The sequence below is a fragment of the Arthrobacter sp. NPDC080073 genome (genome assembly GCF_040686575.1).
GTDB lineage: Bacteria > Actinomycetota > Actinomycetes > Actinomycetales > Micrococcaceae > Arthrobacter.
Genome location: NZ_JBFBKR010000011.1, coordinates 126,228 through 142,095, shown reverse-complemented (window position 1 = coordinate 142,095; position 15,868 = coordinate 126,228). Strand labels below are relative to the sequence as shown.

The following is a 15,868-nucleotide window of genomic DNA, read 5'->3' as shown; positions in this document are numbered from 1 at the left end:
AGCAGACGCCAGCTGCTACCTTCCGCGTCAGCCTGTACATGCTGGCCATCAACGAAAGTTTCGCATCGTGGGCAGGCAGCTACAGTACCGACGATCTCCTTGTTCGATCGTTCGTGAGGGGGCTGTAGCTTTGGGGGTTGCTGTGCGTTGGAGAAACACTGCCGGCGTGGTCTCTGCGATGCTCCTGCTCCTCTTGGGAGCCGGATTGACTGCCTGCGACGGAAACGTCCACCATCCCGTCGGCCCGGTAAGAGTTACCGATCCGGTCCAGAATACCGAAGCGGCACCGCAAGACGGGGCGCTGGCGTCAGCGGCAAGCCTCATCACCAAAGAGTTAAGTGGCGACCCCAACTTCGGGTCAGTCGCCCTTGAACAGGGGAAGCTCGTCATTATGTGGCATGGCGCCGAGAGCGACCGGATCTCACGCTTGCGCGACGAACTCCCGGGCGTTGACATCTCGATCCGTTCGGCAGCGTGCGTTCCGGGAACTGCCATGGACCGGGCGGGAATCCTTTTGACAGAAGATGCAAGAGTCCGGGTCGTTGAGATGTCCAAGGACGGATCCCATGTGGTGGTCACTGTTTCAGAGGGCGCAGACAACAGTGCCCTGGCCGCGGCCTACGAAGCGCAGCTCGGTTGTCCGGTCCGCCTCGAAACGGGGGGGGCGTGGTTCCGGCCGCGGGGAAATGACGACCGGGGAACTCCCGGCCCTGACCTGCGGCTTTATCGGGCAGCCGGACGCCTTGAAGTGCTTCTCCGGCGCGCTCATCCTTTGGGTTTGCAGAGCTTGTTGACACCCTCATGGGGCGGGAATATTCTCGGCCTTACGGGGTTCGTGGTCTCGATTTGAGTGTTTTCGGCGCTGCCTCTGGGGGAGCTCCGCTAGTCGAATGAGCTAGCGAGGAGAGTCCTCAATGTCTTGGGAAATGTCCGGAAAATATGTTGCCAATTGCAGTTGTGCCTTGATCTGTCCGTGTCCGGTGGACGGCAGGCCCAACAGTGCGAACGGCGAGTGCCGCGGTGTGGCCGTGTTCCATGTTGCGGACGGGAAGCTCGATGATACCGACCTTTCCGGTGTCGACTTCGCCTTCGTCAATTTCTTCCCGTCAAACCTCACAGCGGGCGGTTGGAAGATCGGCGTCGTCGTCGATGAAGGCGCCTCGGACGGCCAGGCGACCGCCCTTGAGAGCATCCTGCACGGCGAGGTCGGCGGACCGTTCGGGGATCTAGCGGCCCTGTACGGCGAATGGTTGGGTGTTCAGAGGGCACGGGTCACGTTCTCGGATGGCGATAACCCGTCCGGCGCGGTGGGAGACAGTGTGAACTACACGCTGGAAACGCTGCCCGGACCCGGTGGCGGCGTCACAACTGTCAAGAACGCGATGTACGCCTTCGCGGCTGACTACATGATCGGGAAAGCCCCGGGGCACTCGGATCTCTTCGGTCTGGAATTCGACGGGATCTATGGGGAAAGCGGGGAGTTCGCCTACGCAAGCGAAATGGCTGAAGGCGCCCCCAAGGGCAGGGCATGACTGCGCACCTGCCTCGTAGAAAGTTGATTCGTGGAACTGTGGCGGGCGGTACGCCGCCCGCCACAGCTTTCAGGATGGACGTGCGCGAGGCCGGCTTGGTCGCAGTTCTACTCGTCCTCGCGGCAGTCAGCTGGATCGTTTCTGCCGCACAAACGTCCGGGATGGACATGGGGCGTTGGACCGATCCCGGGCCGCTCGGTTTCTTCCTCACCACCTGGGTGGTGATGCTTGCGGCGATGATGTTTCCGTCGGTGGCGCCCATGGTTGTCGCTTACGCCCGGATCACCCACCACCGCCGGGAGACCGGTCGCTACGCTCCGTCGGGTTCCACGGCCGTATTCGTTGCGGGCTACCTGATCTCGTGGACGATCTTCGGTCTCGCTGCCTATGCGCTCTATGCAATAGTCGCATCCCTCATCCCCGGATTGTTTGTCTCCGATCCGGGTGGTCGCTACCTGGCAGCTGGAGTGATCTTTGTCGCGGCCGTCTACCAACTCACGCCGGCCAAGAACGTCTCCCTGATGAAGTGCCGGACGCCCATGGACTTCATTTTGCGCCGCATCCACTACGGGACCTTTGGTGCGCTGCGTCTTGGACTCGAGCACGGCGCCTGGTGCGTTGCTTGCTGCTGGGCGCTGATGGTGGCGCTCTTCGCGCTCGGAGTGATGAGCGTCGGCTGGATGGCTGTGGTGGGGGCGTTCATCGCCTTGGAGAAGATGCTCCCGTGGAGGCGCCTCGCTAACCGATCGGTGGCGGTCGCGCTGGTACTGATCGCTGTCGGCGTCGCCTTCGCGCCCGGGGTGACGCCGGGAGTCGGGATGTAAATGCTGGGAAAAATTGGACGGTCTCATTCATTAAGGAGTCGGAAATGACTGATGGCACTGGACTGATCGGGCGTTTTTACAAAGAAATCATCGAGGGTGGAAATCTCGATCTGATTGATGAACTGGCAACGGATAACATGGTCGATCATGAAGAGGCTCTCCCCGGGCAACCGTCTGGGAAGGAAGGCGTTCGGTTCTTCGTCACCGCCATCCGCGCAGCGTTCCCGGACATCAAGGTCAAGACGATGGAGCCGTGGCTGACTGACGGAAACCTGGAGGCGTGCCACGTGGTTATGACGGGTACGCACCGCGGAGACATGGCGGGCATTCCGGCGTCGGGCAACAGCGTCGAATTCGGCGGGACCGACATCATCCGCGTCGAGGACGGCAAGGTTGCTGAGCACTGGGGATCAACTGACACCCTTAGCCTCATGCAGCAGATCGGTGCGATTCCGCAATAGCGTCTCCCGCCCGCGCTCCTAGCTGCGGGCGGGAGGCATTCGGAGGTGAGCCGGGAAGTCTGGTCGGCAGGTCGATACGTCTGTCCTGGAACCGGAGATCCCCGTGAAAATTCCGAGCGGAGCGTCCACCGGAGGTGGACTGGCAAGAGGCCTGCGCTCCCGCACCGCTCTGTTGCTGGCGTTTGCCTTCGCGGTCATGGCCGACCCTGTCTCCTCCGTCGCGTACGCGATCGAAGCGGCTCTGCGCGCCCTGAACGGGGACTTGGCACTGCTGGTCCCGACGATGGTCTTGGTAGTGGCCATCGTCGCCTTGGTGATCGTGAACTACCGGCAGCTCGTCGCGCGCTACCCGAGAGGCGGCGGGGCACCGGCCGCAGTGGGTGAGGCCTTCGGAGACGGCTGGTCTTTCATCCCGATTGGTGCGCTGGTGGTGGATTTCCTGCTCACTATCGCGATCAGTGTCTCGGCGGGATCCTCGGCGGTTATCGCCTATTTTCCCGCTCTTGCACCCTGGCGTTTGCTGCTCGCGCTGGGCTTGGTGGTCCTCGTCGGTGCCGCGACCTGGTTCGGTCACCTTGGCAGACTGGTTTTCGCGGCGATGACTGTGGCCTTTATCGTCATTTCCGTTGTCGTCCTTGCCTACGGTCTGGGCGCAGCACCTAAACCGCTCGGCACGATCGTCGGCGCTCCCGGGCCTCCACCAGTCCTTGCCGTGGTGCTTGCGTTCCCGGTCGCCATGGCCATGGCCACCGGTGTGGAAGCCGCGACGTCGGCGGTCGCCCAGCTCGGTCAGCTCGGCAATGACGGGAAGCGCCGTTTCGGGCAGCTAACCCTCTGGCTGACTCTCGCCATCGTCGGCACTATCACGCTGGGTCTCGCCCTCGAGGCCGCGCAGCTGCACGTCGGCGTCCCTCCAAAAGACAGCACACAGATCGCCGAGCTCGCCCGCCTGGCTGCGCCCGCGCCCGTGTTCGCCGCGTTCCAGCTCGTCACTGCCCTGCTGCTGCTCTCGGCGGCTTCCTCGGGCTTCCAGGCTGGGCCGGGCCTACTCAAAGCCCTCGCGCGCCACATCAACCCCAACGGTGAGACCGTCGGCGTCCTTCCCCTCTCCCTGGGCCGTACCAACCACCATCACACGCCCTATTGGGGTGTGGTGGTCTTCATCGTCCTGGCCGGTGCCGTGACAGCCGTCGACGGCGGCAACGACCAGGAGCTTGTCCTGTTCTACGCAGTCGCGGTCTTCCTCAGTTTCCTCGGCGGTCTGGTCTCCATGGCGCTCTTGGCCCGCAAGGAACGCCAGCCGGGAGTCTTCATCCTCAATACTGTCGGAGCCCTCGTGGTGGCCTTCACCCTCGTTGCCAATCTCTCCCGCGGGTTCCCCATCGTCAGCCTTGCCGCGGCCGTCGCCGTCGCAGGCCTCCTTTACCGGGCCTGGACCAAAGCAGGACGCCCCCGCGGCATCCGCAACGTGGCCGCCGAAGCAGAAATCGAATGACGCACGCGAACCTTAGTTGGCGGCGTCGCTCGCTCCCGCGGCGTCGCTCGCTTCCTCGGCGTCGCTCGCGCCCTCGGCGTGGTCGAAGGCTTCGAGCAGCGCCGCGCCTTCCGCGAGGAGGGGTTCGCGATCGGCTGGCTGGGCCACGAGCCGGGCCACGTCGCTCATGAGGGTCTCGACGTAATGCCGCACGACAGCGTGGTGGGCTGCGTCGCCGAACCACACAAGCTCACGGCACGCGCGCAACAGGGCCCTGACGACGCGAGGCTCGTTCGCGCCGTAGCGTCGCACCTGTCCGAGGGCCAGATCCACGAGATAGGCGAAATCGCGGGCCGGTACGTAAAGTCTCACGGTGCCTTGCGCGTCCACCACGGCCTGCGGCCCGTGCTGCCGGAGTGAGAGGGCCGCGAGGATCGAGGCGAGATGGTCCACCGCTTGGTTCGCAGTGTAGGGGTCGTTGATGGCGGGCGAGAGCGCTTTGGACGCGACGTCGGCGAGTTGCCGGATCCCGAAGGCGACGTCCTGCTCAAGGGTCCGCTCGTAACCGATCCGCACGCTCTCGGCGAGCGCCCGCCGGAGTTCAGTGCCGCCGTCGGGGGCAAGAGGACGCGCGCTGTCGCCGGTGGTCTCCCACACCCACGCGAGCGGGGACCCCGCGACGACGTGCCGGCCGATCATGGGCACCATCCGGCCAGTGAGGCCCCGGCTCGCGAGCACCCTGACGAACGCGTCGACATGGAAGGCTTGGACATATCCCGACTGCGGCACCAGCAAAGCGGTGGCGCCGGGCGGCGGGTTTGGCATGCGGATTCCGGGATCACCGGGGACGAAGGACCGCTCGATCACCTTGAGGGTGGCCTTCTCGACGCCCTTCATGACTTGGTCCACCTGGATCGAATGGGACAGATGATGGGCGAAGAAGACGAGCATGACCATGCTGACGAACAGCAGCAGGAGTGCGCCGCTCACCGCGAGGCGAGGGTAGTCCTGGGTGCGCTGTCCCGCGGCGATGCCGACGGTGTACAGGCCCGCCGTGCTGTATGCGAACGTGGCCACGAAGGCGCTGAGCGTTACCTGGTTGGGAATGTCGCGCAGGAAGTTCCGCAGCAGCCGCGGGCTGAACTGCGTCGACGCGAGCTGCAGTGCCACGACGCTCAGTCCGAGGACGACGGCGATGACAGTCACCATGGTGCTCGCGATCCCGATGAGCAGGTTCCGCGCGTCGTCGGATGTCCCTTGGAAGAGGAGGACGGCGAAGGGTGACGTAGCGTCGAGCTGCACCGCGGAAAGGCTGGCCCCCGCGATGATCGCGATGATGACGGCGCAGGTCGGCATCGCCCACAGGGCACTCGCCAGATACTCCCGAACGGCCTCACGCCTCACAAGTGTCACTCTCGACTGAGGGTGCCCGCCAGTCAAGGGGAGGCTTGTGAAAAGTGATATCGGACGGGCGCTCCACCGGTAAGTATCCGACAATTTGTAGTGCACTATGAGTGCAGTATGATGCACTTATGGATGAGAGTACAACTGCCCTGGCATCCGCAATCGGCGCCCGGGTCAGGCAGGAGCGGCAGTCGCGGGGCTGGACCCTTGATCAGTTGGCGGATGCTGCCGGTGTGAGCCGCCGAATGGTGGTGAACGTCGAGCAGGGCGCTGCGAATCCAAGCGTGGGAACCCTGCTGAGGATCAGCGACGCGCTCGGAGTCGGGCTGCCGGCCTTGGTCGAATCGCCCCAGCCCAAGCCGGTGAAGGTCACCCGCCGCGGTGAAGGAGCGGCATTGTGGAGCAGTGCTTCCGGTGGCCGAGGGATGCTGGTTGCCGGCACAGAATCGCCGGACGTGGTTGAACTGTGGGATTGGAGTTTGAGCCCTGGTGACCATCACGTAAGCGAGGCCCACACACCGGGTACCAAGGAACTTTTGCAGGTTCAGGAAGGCACCGTGGTGGTCGAGGTCGCAGGGCAAGCGATCACCCTCGATACCGGTGACGCCGTGAGCTTCCCGGGCAACGTGGCGCACTCCTATGCCAATCCGGGCACGGAGCCGGCGAGGTTCTCCCTGGCCGTTTTCGAACCCGGCGTAGGGTCCGGACACAGGCATGAGTAAACGCGCAATCGGCGGTGCCGCAGTGCCACCATGGGGGCTGGCCGTTGCCGCGATGTTGTCGGTCCAGTTGGGGTCCGCCCTTTCGGTGGACCTGATCCCTGTGGTGGGTGCGGCCGGCACCGCTTGGCTGAGGCTCAGCGTGGGAGCGCTCATCTTCCTGGCCGTGGCCCGGCCTCCGCTGCGTGCGGTTCGCCGTCGCGATGTGCCGGTGCTCCTCGCACTGGGTGTCGCCACGGGACTGATGACCATTGCCTTCCTCGCCGCTATCGAGCGCATCCCGCTCGGCACCGCCGTCGCGATCGAGTTCCTTGGCCCCTTGACCGTCGCCTCCCTGCGCAGCCACAGCGCGAGGGCCCTTCTCTGGCCTGCGCTCGCGCTGGTGGGAGTCGTACTGCTCACCGACCCCTGGCAAGGGCAAGTCGACCTGGCGGGTATCGGGTTCGCCTGCCTCGCCGCCGCCGGGTGGGCTGCCTACATTCTGCTCACCCAACGCGTTGGCGATCGCTTCACTGGCATCGGAACACTTTCGCTCACGGTTCCCGTGGCTGCCCTCACGGCAGCGGTGGTAGGTATCCCGCAAGCCGCTGGTCAGCTCACCTTCGGTGTCCTCGCTACCGCAGTCGCAGTGGCTGTCCTGATGCCCGTGTTGCCCTTCATCTTGGAGCTGCTCGCGTTGCGCCGGATGACTTCAGCCGCCTTCGGCACCCTGATGGCGCTCGAACCCGCCTTCGGCGTCCTCCTCGGGCTGCTCGTGCTCCACCAGCAGCCCTCGCTCATCCAGTTTGTCGGCATCACGCTGGTGGTCCTCGCCGGCGCCGCAGCGCAACGCGGTGGTCGACGCCACCCGCTCACCACTGATCAGGCGGGCACCAGCGCGGACCTTGACCTTGTCGGCTAGATAGGGAGCCGGAGTCCTTGACTTCAAGTTCGGGCTCAACAAGGGTGGAAGGGATCGATCCAAGCGAGATTCTTCGAACAGGAGATCCACAATGACTCTTCCCAAAGGTTTGACCCCCGGCACGTGGTTGCTGGACATGTCCCACAGTGAAATTGGCTTCAGTGTCCGGCACGCCGGCATCAGCAAGGTCCGCGGACGGTTCACTGACGCGAGCGCCGAGGCCCGCATCCGCGAATCCCTCGCCGACGCGTCGCTCCACGCAACCGTCAAGACCGCGAGCTTCGACTCCGGCGATGCCAACCGCGACGCGCACGTCCGCGGCGCCGAGTTCTTCGACGTCGAGAAGTACCCGGAGATGACCTTCCGAGCCACGAGCGTAGAGGGCGACGGCGAGGATTACACTCTGACGGGCGACCTCACCATCCGGGGAATCACCAAGCCGGTGGAGCTGGAAGTTGAGTTCACCGGCGTCGCTGTTGATCCTTTCGGCGCGACCCGCGCCGGTTTCTCCGCCGAAACCGAGATCAGCCGGAAGGACTTCGGACTGACGTGGAACGCAGCTTTGGAGACCGGCGGTTTCCTGGTGAGCGACAAAGTAAAGATCAACCTCGAGGCTGCGCTCGTGAAGCAGGGCGAGCCCGCAGCCGAGTAGTCAAGACGAAGCCCGGCCGCCCGCTCAACTCACCGTGTAGGAGTTGAGCGGGCGGCCGGTGCTTCCGTACGTGAGATCCAGTGCCAGAAGGCCCTTGCGTTCCAGGACGCTGAGGTAACGCTGGGCCGTCGGGCGGCTCACACCGAGCTGCTCAGCGATCTGAGCAGCACTGACGGGACCCCCGGCGGCGCGGACGGCGTCGAGCGCTTTCTGCATGGTGGGCTGCAGGCGCGGCGCCGGGGCGGTGGTCCTGACCCCCGCCGAGCGCGCGTTGTAGAGGCCGTCAATAGTGGCTTGGTCGGCAGTTGAAGCGGAATCCAGCTCCTGCCGCCAGTTCCGGTACGCCTCCAACTGCGTGCGGAGCCGGTCAAAGCTGAAGGGCTTGACCAAGTAATAGACCGCGCCGCTAGTCATTGCTGACTTGACGGTGGCCAGGTCCTGGGAAGCGGTGATGATGATGCAATCAACGTCGGTTCCGGAAGCCTGCAGGGATCGCAACATCGAGATCCCGTCCTCGTCCGGAAGGTGTACATCCAGCAAGAGCAGGTCCGGGTTGAGGCGCTCAATTGCCTCCCGGGCGGCTGCGGCGCTGTACACCTGACCGACGCATTCGAATCCGTCAACCCTTGCCACGCGGGCAGCGTGGATTCCGGCGACCCGGAAATCGTCGTCAACCACCAATGTCCTAATCAACGTCTGCGCTCCTGTCCTTTCCGCGATGGTGCGGGCATTTCCCCGGTAGTTGAAGCGACGGCAGAAAACGCACAAAACGTGCACTTTTGCGGCTAAGGCGCACAACTTACTGAAGACTTCTGGCCCGGATGGTCCCTTCCTAAGCTTTACACAGTTCCAGTGATCCACATCACGAATTCGCCGGACTCCCAATGAAGGGATCCGGGTGACAGCGCAAGCTGCAGCTGGAAAAACGAACGAAAGACAGAGAGGTCTTAGCGTTATGAATGCTAACCACCCCAACCGGCCGCCCGGGGACCCTGAGAGGGCTGAGGTCGCCGCGGGTATCGACATCGTCGGGTTGACCAAGCGTTACCTCACGCCCAAGCACGAGACATTCACTGCCATCCGCGATGTGACGCTCAGGGTCGAACCCGGCGAGTTCTGCGCGATCGTCGGACCGACGGGCTGCGGCAAGTCCACCACGCTGGCTCAGGTTTCCGGACTCGAGCGGCCAAGCGCCGGTTCAGTGAGGGTCCACGACCAGATCGTTGACGGCATCACCAACGGCGTCAGCTACATGTTCCAGGCGGACGCGCTCTTCCCCTGGAAGACCGTGCTTGGGAACGTCTTGATCGGCCCGGTCCTCCTCGGAACCCCCAAGAAGGAAGCCACCTTGCTCGCAAGGGACTGGCTGCGCCGCGTGGGCCTGGCCGGCTTCGAGGACCGTTACCCGCACCAGTTGTCCGGCGGCATGCGCAAGCGCGTCGCCATGGCGGCGGCGCTGATCAACAACCCGCGGATCCTCTTGATGGATGAGCCGTTCGGCGCCCTCGACGTGCAGACCAAGGCCATCATGCAGAACGAACTGCTGCAGCTCTGGGAGGAGCTGCGCCCCTCTGTCCTGTTCATCACGCACGACCTCGACGAGGCAGTGGCGCTCGCCGACAAGGTAGTCATCATGACCAGCAGCCCCGGCACGATCAAGGATGTCTTCAACATCGATCTGCCCAGGCCGCGCGGAGATGTCCAGAAGATCCGGCACGAGGAGCGGTTCCTGGAGCTGCAGGGCCAAATCTGGGAGTCCCTGAAGGACGAAGTCACCCGCGCCTACAAGCAATCGGCGGGTGCAGCAGCATGACAACCACAATCAGTAGAGGTGCTCCCGTGCAAGAACAAGCACAAGCGAGTGAGCTTAAGGTTTCCGCCCGGCGTGCCCTAAACCGCCGCACCACGTGGGTTTGGGCCGGCCGTGCCATCCTCGCGGTGATCGTGATCGGTGGCTGGCAGTGGTTCACCACGGAGGGCTGGGTGGACAAGTTCTTCTTCGGCCAGCCGTCAGAAATCTGGAACAGCCTGGTGGATCTCTTCACCAAGGGCACGGCATTCGGCACCATCTGGGAGAACCTCTGGGTCACCATGCAGGAGGCCATCTACGGCTTCGCGCTCGGAACGCTCGTCGGCGTCGTGCTCGGTATCCTTTTGGGCTCGAACAAGTACCTGTCCGAAGTTGTCGGCCCGTACATCCGGATCGTGAACTCGATCCCAAGAATCGTGCTCGGCTCGATCTTCATCGTGGCGTTCGGCCTCGGAGTCTTCCCGAAGGTGCTGCTCGCAGCGGTACTGGTCTTCTTCGTCGTCTTCTTCAACGCCTTCCAAGGTGTCCGTGAAGTGGATCAGAACCTGGTCGGAAACGTGCGGGTCTTGGGTGCATCGCCGCTTCAGGTGGCGATCCACGTGACCATTCCCTCGGCAATGACCTGGATCATCGCGAGCTTGCACACCGCGTTCGGTTTCGCGATCATCGGCGCACTCGTTGCTGAAGTGCTCGGCGCCCAGCAAGGAATCGGCCTCATCATCAGCCAGGCACAGGGAACCTTCGATCCCAACACTGTCTTCGCCTGCATGGTGATCATCGCAGTCATCACGCTCGGCGCGGAATACCTCATCGCCCTGCTAGAGCACACGCTTCTCAAATGGCGGCCACCAAACCGTTCCGAAGCGCAGGCGATCTGACGCCCGCCGTCTCCCATACCACTGACCCAACGCTCGAATCCTCACAATAGAAGGAAAAGCACAACCATGATGAAGAACAAGATCTACGCCGTCGGCGCTGCCGGAGTGATCGCACTGAGCCTCGCGGCTTGCGGCACCAGCTCCGCAAGCAGCAACAGCACTGCAAGCGGCGGTGCTTCTGCAGACGCCGCCTCGATGCCCACCGTGAAGATGATGGTTGGCGGCATCGACAAGCAGATCTACCTGCCGTACCAGCTCGCAGAGCAGCTCGGCTACTACAAGAAGTACGGCGTCAAGATGGAGCTTTCCACCGAGTCCCAGGGTGGCGTTGGCGCCGAAGACGCGATGGCATCAGGGCAGGTGGACATGGCCGGTGCGTGGTACGTCCACACCGTCGATTTCCAGTCGAAGGGCAAGAACGTCATCAACCTCGTGCAGCTCTCGAGTGCGCCGGGCGAACGCATCATGTGCAACCCCAAGGCAAACGTGAAAACGGGCGCAGACCTCAAGGGCAAGACAGTCGGCGTCACCGACCTCGGCTCGGGAACCGATGAGCTCACCCAGTTCATCGCTGCCAAGGCCGGCCTCGCGAAGAGCGACTACCACACGATCGCCGTCGGCGCCGGAGCAACCGCCATCGCGGCGATCCAGCGCGGATCCGCTGACTGCGTCATGACCACCCAGCCGACCGTGGGCGCCCTTGAGAACAAGAACCTCGCCGTTTCGGCGATCGACCTCGCCACCTCTGACGGAGCCAAGGCAGCACTTGGCGGCACCCTGCCGTCCGCCGGCCTCCTCGCCCAGGCGGACTGGGTCAAGACCCACGAGGACGCAGCCCAGAAGGTCGTCAACGCCCTTGTGGACACGATGCACTGGATCAGCACCCACTCCGCCCAGGACATCGCCGACAAACTGCCCCAGTCCTACGTCCAAAACAGCACCATCTCCAAGGATCAGTACGTCGCCGCGCTGAACCAGGACAAGGGCCAGTTCCTCCCCGACGGCATCATGCCTGCAGGCGGCCCCAAGACGATCTTCGACGAGGAGAAGACCATCGGCGTTGACACCTCCAAGGTCAACATCGCCGACACGTTCACCCAGAAGTACGCCCAGGCCGCTCTCAAGCTCGAGGGCTACACCGCCACCAGCACCCCTGCCGGCAACGACGGCTAATCTCTCATCCCTGTATAGCCAGCCCCTGACAATCGGCCTGCGTGGTAATCCACGCAGGCCGGATGTTTTGTTTGTGGGTGACGGGCGATCGTCATCTCGTTTGGGTATCGCGCTTGAATCTTGTTCTGCTGACCGTCCACACAGCGATCCAGAGCAGAATGACGACGATCAACGTCTCGGTCCCGTTGGGTGCAACACCGAACAGGACCGAGACAACGTATGGAACGACGAACACAAGTAATCCCGTAGCCACTGCGGCAAATACAACAGCACGACCAGTCATCTTGCAGACCCCCAGACAGCCCTCGATGCTTAGATTTGGTCAGACGCCCTTAGTATGCGACGCGGTGTTATTTCCATACAACTGGAATTCGATCCATGGCCGATACGAGCGGACCCTGCCCGCTTCCTGGTGAGCGACCTCCGGGGACGCTTGGCCTTAGGTGTCGATGCTGGCCATGTTGGGGTAGCGCGCTCCGGCAGTGGATCCTGCCGGGGCCAGTTCGTCGAGGCGCTTCAGATCATCTTCGGAGAGTTCGACGGCGGTGGCCCCGAGGTTCTCGGCCAGGCGTTCGCGCTTCTTGGTGCCGGGGATCGGGACGATGTGCTCGCCCTGTGCCAGCAGCCACGCGAGGGCCAGCTGCCCCGGGGTGCATTGCTTCTGGTCGGCGAGTTCTTTCACCCGATCCACGAGTTCCAGGTTGCGCTTGAAGTTCTCGCCTTGGAAGCGAGGGGAGTGGCGGCGGAAGTCGTTCTCCGCGAAGTCGGCCTCGCTGCGGATCTGCCCGGTCAGGAAGCCGCGGCCGAGCGGGCTGTAGGGAACGAACCCGATGCCCAGCTCTGCCAGGACGGGAAAGACCTTCGTTTCCGGCTCCCGCTCCCAGAGGGAGTACTCGGTCTGCAATGCGGTGATGGGATGTACCGCGTGGGCGCGGCGAACGGTGTCCGGCGCGGCCTCCGACAGTCCAAGGTGCCTGACCTTCCCTGCCTGGACCAGTTCCGCCATGGCTCCTACCGTGTCCTCGATGGGGACGGTCTTGTCCACCCGGTGCTGGTAGTACAGGTCGATGTGGTCCACGCCGAGGCGCTGCAGACTGGCGTCGCAGGCGGAGCGGACGTATTCGGGCCTGCCGTTGACGCCGACGAAGGAGCCGTCGTCGCGCCGTTCGTTTCCGAACTTCGTGGCCAGCACGACGTCGTCACGACGGTCCGCAATGGCCTTGCCCACCAGCTTTTCGTTGGTGAAGGGCCCATACATATCGGCGGTATCCAACAGGCTGCCGCCGGCGTCGAGGAATGCATGGATGGTGGCAATGGATTCGCTTTCGTCTCCTTCCCCGTAGAACTCACTCATGCCCATGCAGCCGAGGCCGAGGGCAGAAACGGTCAGTGAACCAAGCGTGCGGTTTTCCATGGGGTTCTCTCCTATAGGTGGCAGAACGTGCTGGACGGCAGGACGGTGCTCAGAGAGGGGTGCGGGTAGGGCCACTATAGGCACGTTGGCGGAGGAGGGACAACGTGAGGGCGGGAACGGGCCGCCGGACCGCGGCGGAAAGTAGATTGGTGTTGGAACACGACTTGCCGTCCGGCTAAATCGACCGCCAAGGGAAGCAGGAAAAGGGAAATGAGCGAAACCGCGCTGCGTGCTGCGAACGTCGATCTGATGGTGGCGCAATGACGGCCCGGCTGCGGGTGTGTCTGCCCGATCAGAAACTCCTGGATGCCATGGAACCTTCCGCCGACGTCGAGTTCGTTGTGTGGGATCTGGCTGGCCCAGCGCCGGCTGACAGTTTCGACATGCTGGTGCCGCCCTACTTGGGCCGGCCAGACGCGCTTGCGGCGCTGGAGGGCGTGACGGTCCGGCTGGTGCAGAGCCAGTCGATAGGGTACGACGGCGTCGCTGACGTCTTGCCATCTGGCTGCGTTTTCGCGAACGCGGCAGGAGTCCATGAGACGTCGACGGCGGAACTTGCCTTGGGGATGATGATCGCCAGCCAGCGCGGGATTCCGGAGTTTGTGCATAACCAGGCATCCGGAAAATGGGCCAACGGCCAGCGCCCCAGCTTGGCGGACCGCCGCGTTCTCCTGGTGGGCTACGGGGGTGTGGGGAAGGCCATTGAAGCCAGGCTGTTGCCGTTCGAAACGCACGTGACACGCATGGCAAGCCGGGCACGGGACGATGACCACGGCCGGATCTACGGCATCGATGCCCTTCATGAACAGTTGCCTCTGCACGAGATCGTAGTGGTCAGCGTGCCGTTGTCCGAGCACACCCGCAAGCTGGTGGACGCCCGGTTCCTCGCGTCGATGCAGGAGGGAGCGTTGTTGGTGAACGTGGCGCGGGGTCCTGTGGTGGACACTAACGCCTTACTTCGGGAGACGTCTTCTGGGCGGTTACGCGCTGCTTTGGATGTGACGGACCCCGAGCCGTTGCCCGCCGACCATCCTTTATGGACGGCCCCCGGCGTGCTGATCACGCCTCACGTGGGCGGGGCGAGCTCGGCGATGTTCCCCCGGATGGTCCGGCTGATCCAGAAGCAGATCTCGTTGCTGCTGGCTGGCGAGGAACCGGTGAACGTGGTGCTGGGTGTGGAGTCAGCCGAGGGGTAGCGGACGAGGGTGTTGAGGCGCCGGAGCCTGAGCCTCGAAGCCCACTTGCAGGATTAGTGCTGGTCCGCCATTTCCTTGAGTTTCGGTTCCGACCAGCCGGCCTCTTTCCGCCCGGGCGGGTAGGCATGCCGCTTGCCCGTCAGCGTGATGACGAGTGCGACGACGACTGGCAGCGCCGCGGCCAAGGGCACCATGAGCGGGCCGGCCAGAACCAGCGCGGCGGAGCCGTAGAGCGCTCCGATGGTGATGCCGAGCTGGATGGTGAGCACGGTGAGTCCGTTGGCGGCATCCCGGTATTCGCCCCCCGCGCGGAGGATAGCGGCCTGGTTGTAGATGCCGACCGCGCCAAGGCCCGCACCCCAGACTGCCATGAGCACAATGGCGCCGGGCATGGTTCCGCCCCCGAGCGGTAGGAGGAGCATCGCGATGGCGATTGCCGCCGTCGTAATCAGCAGTGAACGGCGTGGCCGGGAGTCCACGGTGATGCCCGCGACCCAGATGCCGACCAGGCCGGACGCGCCGAGGACGGTGAGGGAGAGGCTGATGGCGTAGTCGGGCAGGCCGGCTTCGCGGATGAACGGCGCGACGTAGGTGAACAGCGCGAAGTGGGCGAGCACCAATAATGGCCAAGCGATCGCCACCGATTTCACGCCGGGCTGGGCGATGGCAATCCGCATGGAGGGCCGGGCGGCATCGGAGGTCCGGTAGACCTGGGGGAGCAGCCAGAGAGCCAGACCGGTCAGCAACAGGCCGAAGCCAGCCAGGAAGAGGAAGGCCGCGCGCCAGCCGAGAACTGTACCGAGAGCCGTTCCGACGGGAGCACCGATGGCCATGCCCAAGCTGTTGCCGCTGAAGACGATGGCAAGGGCCTTGCCTACCTTGTCGGACGGGACCACGCGTGAGACGAACGGTGCCATAGTGGTCCAGAGCAGCCCGTGCGCCAAGCCGCCAACGAGCCGGCCGCCCATGGCCGCGGCGAAGTTGGGTGCGAGGCCGACGAGCACGTTGCTCAACGCGAAGGTGAGGACGAGTGAGACGAGCAGGGTCTTCCGCGGGACCCTGGCCAACAGCCGCGCGGCCGGGATCACCGTGACCACGATGACGGCGGCATAAGCCGCAGCGAGGTACCCGGCCACGGGCTCCGACACGTCCAAGCCGACGCTGATCTGGGGGAGCAGACCCGACGTCAGAAGCTCCGTGGTGATCGCGGTGAAGGCGATGGTGGCAAGGACCAGCATCGCGGCGATCGGGAAGCGTTTGGGCGCAGGCGAGGGCAGGGCGGAAGACATGGGGGAGCAGATCCATTCAAAAGGGTGGGAAGGAGGACGGCGCCTATGCCAGAGTCCTTCGTCCAAGCTACCCGTTTTGCTTTGCGTGAGGGAGGGTCTGTTAGGGCTAGGTTGGGGGAGCTCGCTCCCAAGCCAGATCGA

The 15,868-nt window shown here is 64.0% G+C and carries 16 protein-coding genes; 12 read left to right on the top strand and 4 right to left on the bottom strand.

Features of this window, described 5'->3' with window-relative positions:
- Positions 1 to 166: 166 nt before the first annotated feature.
- The 5 genes from AB0O52_RS14165 to AB0O52_RS14145 all read left to right on the top strand — a co-directional run bounded on the left by AB0O52_RS14165 (position 167) and on the right by AB0O52_RS14145 (position 4,312).
- Complete coding sequence (locus tag AB0O52_RS14165; RefSeq protein ID WP_364538557.1) at positions 167 to 850, top strand: hypothetical protein; 684 nt, start codon at positions 167 to 169, stop codon at positions 848 to 850.
- 64 nt (positions 851 to 914) lie between these two features.
- On the top strand, positions 915 to 1,532 hold the full coding sequence (locus tag AB0O52_RS14160; protein WP_364538555.1) for a DUF1326 domain-containing protein: 618 nt from the start codon (positions 915 to 917) through the stop codon (positions 1,530 to 1,532).
- A 74-nt stretch (positions 1,533 to 1,606) separates the two neighbouring features.
- Positions 1,607 to 2,356, top strand: coding sequence for a DUF2182 domain-containing protein (locus tag AB0O52_RS14155; RefSeq protein ID WP_364538553.1), 750 nt, complete (start codon positions 1,607 to 1,609; stop codon positions 2,354 to 2,356).
- A 44-nt stretch (positions 2,357 to 2,400) separates the two neighbouring features.
- A complete protein-coding gene (locus AB0O52_RS14150; protein ID WP_364538551.1) occupies positions 2,401 to 2,817 on the top strand; it encodes an ester cyclase in 417 nt (138 codons plus the stop codon).
- Positions 2,818 to 2,920: 103 nt separating this feature from the next.
- Positions 2,921 to 4,312 (top strand): hypothetical protein, encoded by a 1,392-nt coding sequence (locus tag AB0O52_RS14145; RefSeq protein ID WP_364538549.1) that lies wholly within the window; start codon positions 2,921 to 2,923, stop codon positions 4,310 to 4,312.
- A gap of 12 nt (positions 4,313 to 4,324) precedes the next feature.
- On the opposite strand, the gene AB0O52_RS14140 is transcribed toward AB0O52_RS14145, so the two are convergent.
- Entirely contained in the window at positions 4,325 to 5,695 is a 1,371-nt protein-coding gene (locus AB0O52_RS14140) for a DUF2254 domain-containing protein (protein ID WP_364538548.1), read from the bottom strand.
- A gap of 128 nt (positions 5,696 to 5,823) precedes the next feature.
- On the opposite strand from AB0O52_RS14140, the gene AB0O52_RS14135 reads away from it, so the two are divergent.
- The 3 genes from AB0O52_RS14135 (at position 5,824) to AB0O52_RS14125 (ending at position 7,967) form a co-directional block, all read left to right on the top strand.
- Positions 5,824 to 6,417 carry an XRE family transcriptional regulator gene (locus AB0O52_RS14135; RefSeq protein WP_364538546.1) on the top strand — a complete coding sequence of 198 codons (594 nt, stop codon included), beginning with the start codon at positions 5,824 to 5,826 and terminating at the stop codon, positions 6,415 to 6,417.
- Complete coding sequence (locus AB0O52_RS14130; RefSeq protein ID WP_364538544.1) at positions 6,410 to 7,315, top strand: EamA family transporter; 906 nt, start codon at positions 6,410 to 6,412, stop codon at positions 7,313 to 7,315. Before AB0O52_RS14135 ends, AB0O52_RS14130 begins: the two co-directional genes overlap by 8 nt.
- A gap of 91 nt (positions 7,316 to 7,406) precedes the next feature.
- Positions 7,407 to 7,967, top strand: a complete 561-nt coding sequence (locus AB0O52_RS14125) for a YceI family protein (protein ID WP_364538542.1) — start codon at positions 7,407 to 7,409, stop codon at positions 7,965 to 7,967.
- A 24-nt stretch (positions 7,968 to 7,991) separates the two neighbouring features.
- On the opposite strand, the gene AB0O52_RS14120 is transcribed toward AB0O52_RS14125, so the two are convergent.
- Complete coding sequence (locus AB0O52_RS14120) at positions 7,992 to 8,660, bottom strand: response regulator (RefSeq protein ID WP_364538540.1); 669 nt, start codon at positions 8,658 to 8,660, stop codon at positions 7,992 to 7,994.
- Positions 8,661 to 8,922: 262 nt separating this feature from the next.
- On the opposite strand from AB0O52_RS14120, the gene AB0O52_RS14115 reads away from it, so the two are divergent.
- From AB0O52_RS14115 to AB0O52_RS14105, 3 genes are all read left to right on the top strand, one after another.
- Positions 8,923 to 9,780 (top strand): ABC transporter ATP-binding protein, encoded by an 858-nt coding sequence (locus AB0O52_RS14115; RefSeq protein WP_364538538.1) that lies wholly within the window; start codon positions 8,923 to 8,925, stop codon positions 9,778 to 9,780.
- Between the two features lie 26 nt (positions 9,781 to 9,806).
- Positions 9,807 to 10,655, top strand: coding sequence for an ABC transporter permease (locus tag AB0O52_RS14110; RefSeq protein ID WP_364538536.1), 849 nt, complete (start codon positions 9,807 to 9,809; stop codon positions 10,653 to 10,655).
- A 66-nt stretch (positions 10,656 to 10,721) separates the two neighbouring features.
- Complete coding sequence (locus AB0O52_RS14105; protein WP_364538534.1) at positions 10,722 to 11,828, top strand: ABC transporter substrate-binding protein; 1,107 nt, start codon at positions 10,722 to 10,724, stop codon at positions 11,826 to 11,828.
- Between the two features lie 439 nt (positions 11,829 to 12,267).
- Here AB0O52_RS14105 and AB0O52_RS14100 read toward each other — a convergent pair whose 3' ends face one another.
- Positions 12,268 to 13,242 carry an aldo/keto reductase gene (locus AB0O52_RS14100; protein WP_364538532.1) on the bottom strand — a complete coding sequence of 325 codons (975 nt, stop codon included), beginning with the start codon at positions 13,240 to 13,242 and terminating at the stop codon, positions 12,268 to 12,270.
- Positions 13,243 to 13,502: 260 nt separating this feature from the next.
- Between AB0O52_RS14100 and AB0O52_RS14095 the strand changes: the two genes are divergently transcribed.
- Entirely contained in the window at positions 13,503 to 14,438 is a 936-nt protein-coding gene (locus AB0O52_RS14095) for a 2-hydroxyacid dehydrogenase (RefSeq protein ID WP_364538530.1), read from the top strand.
- Positions 14,439 to 14,491: 53 nt separating this feature from the next.
- On the opposite strand, the gene AB0O52_RS14090 is transcribed toward AB0O52_RS14095, so the two are convergent.
- On the bottom strand, positions 14,492 to 15,727 hold the full coding sequence (locus tag AB0O52_RS14090; protein WP_364538528.1) for an MFS transporter: 1,236 nt from the start codon (positions 15,725 to 15,727) through the stop codon (positions 14,492 to 14,494).
- Between the last annotated feature and the right edge of the window lie 141 nt (positions 15,728 to 15,868).